Origin of the sequence: Clostridium cavendishii DSM 21758, from assembly GCF_900141845.1 — a bacterium.
Taxonomy (GTDB): domain Bacteria; phylum Bacillota; class Clostridia; order Clostridiales; family Clostridiaceae; genus Clostridium_AG; species Clostridium_AG cavendishii.
The window spans coordinates 1-1966 of sequence record NZ_FQZB01000048.1; the positions used below are offsets into that span (position 1 = coordinate 1).

General features: G+C 23.9%; 1 protein-coding gene. It reads right to left on the reverse strand.

Going from position 1 to position 1966, the window contains the following annotated elements; genetic code table 11:
* Positions 1–1966, reverse strand: a 1966-nt coding sequence (locus BUB01_RS22565) for a condensation domain-containing protein (RefSeq protein WP_143152563.1), incomplete at both ends; no start/stop codon positions are given.

A 1966-nucleotide genomic window follows, 5' to 3' on the forward strand; every position in this document is an offset into this window, starting at 1 on the left:
TACCTACAATATCATCAGGTCCTACACCATTATTTCTTAAGATACTAGCTAATGAGTTAGATCTTTCATTAAGCTCTTTATAAGTTATACTCTTACTTTCAAATACAACTGCAATGTTATTTGGTGTCTTTGATACCTGTTCTTCAAATAATTCTTGTATGGTCTTATTATTTGGATAGTCTGCTTTAGTTTGGTTAAATTCCAATAATAATTTATTTTTTTCATCTTGTCCTAGAATTTCTAGATCTTTAACTAATACATTTTCATTAGTTATAATTTCATCTATTAAATGAATAAAATGATTTTTCATTTTTTCTACATTATCAGTTGAATATAATAACTCGTTAAATTGGAATTTTATCGAAATAATATCTTTGTAACAAACTATTAAATTAAAATTATAATTAGTCTGCTCCCTTCCATCGAAATCAATTATTTGTAAATCATTTTTAACTAGAAGTTCAGTATTTAAACCTTCACCATCAACTGGATAGTTTTCAAATACCATTATATTATTTACTAGCTTGTCTTTAACTTCACTAAAAGATTGTATTTTTGCTAAAGGATAAAAATCATATTCATTACTTTCTAGGAAAGACTTATTTATACTTATCAATAAATCTTTAAAACTTATATTATCTTCTAGTTTAATTCTTAATGGTATAGTGTTTATAAATAACCCTAACATATTTTCTATACCTTTTACTTCTGGATTTCTTCCAGATACAACATATCCAAATACAACATCTTTAGTGTTATTATACTTCTGAAGAAGTATGGACCAAATACTTTGCATTATTGTATTTATTGTAACCTTACTATTTTGGGCTATTCTTTCTAATTTTTTAACTATATTCTGATCTAGTGTAAAAGTAAGTTCACTATTTTTAAAGTCTTCTTTTTCAAGACTATTTTTAAATGGAATTTCTGTTACTTCATTATAATCTAGTAAATAATCCTTCCAATATTCTTCAGCAGAGTCATAATCTTTACTGTTAAGCCAGTCTATATAGTTTGAATATGGAACAGCCTCAGGAAGATTAGAATCATATCCATATTTTAATTCATTGTATATTTTAAATAATTCAAAGATTAAAATACTTAAACACCAACCATCTAATATAATATGATGGTTACTTAATACAAATCTATAGATATCTTTATCTACTTTAATTACTGCTAGTCTTATAAGCATATCTTTATCTAGATTAAATCTATTTTTCTTATCTTCAAAAATTACATTATTAATATAATCTTCTTTGTTGATGTTTCTTTTACTTATATCTTGATATATTACATTAGTTTTTCTTTCATTAAATACGATTTGCATATTCTTATTAAAATTTTTACTATCAAAAGTAGTTCTTAAGATATCATGTCTTGCTATTAATTTATTAAAGCTTCCCTCTAATATAGCAATATCTAAATCACCTTTTATTTTCAATGTTAATGCATTATGATATGCTTCCGATCCTTCATCAGCTAATGTATGATATAACATACCTTCCTGCATTGGTGATAATTCATAAATATTTTTAATATTATTTATGTCTTTTAGATATGGTTTTAGGTCTGATAAAGTTATATCTTCCTTTGTTATATCCGCTGCCGTTTTTTCACTTTCATTCTTATTAGAACAATGATTAATAATGTTAATAAGATTAATCATATAGTTGTCAGCTACTACTTTTATAGTTTCATCTTTATATTCATTATTACTATATCTTACATTTAATTTTAAGCGTTTATTTTCAAGTATTGCTAAAAAGTCCAAAGAATATAAGATATTATTATTTAAGCAAAAATCTTTTCCAGAACTTAAAGGCGAAGCATTAAATAATGAATTATTTATATCTTCATCAAATTGTCCCAAATAATTAAAGCATATTTCTGGATTTAAATTAAACTTAATCTTATCTTTAATTTCAGAATTAGAACAGTATTTTATTATTCCATAAGAAATTCC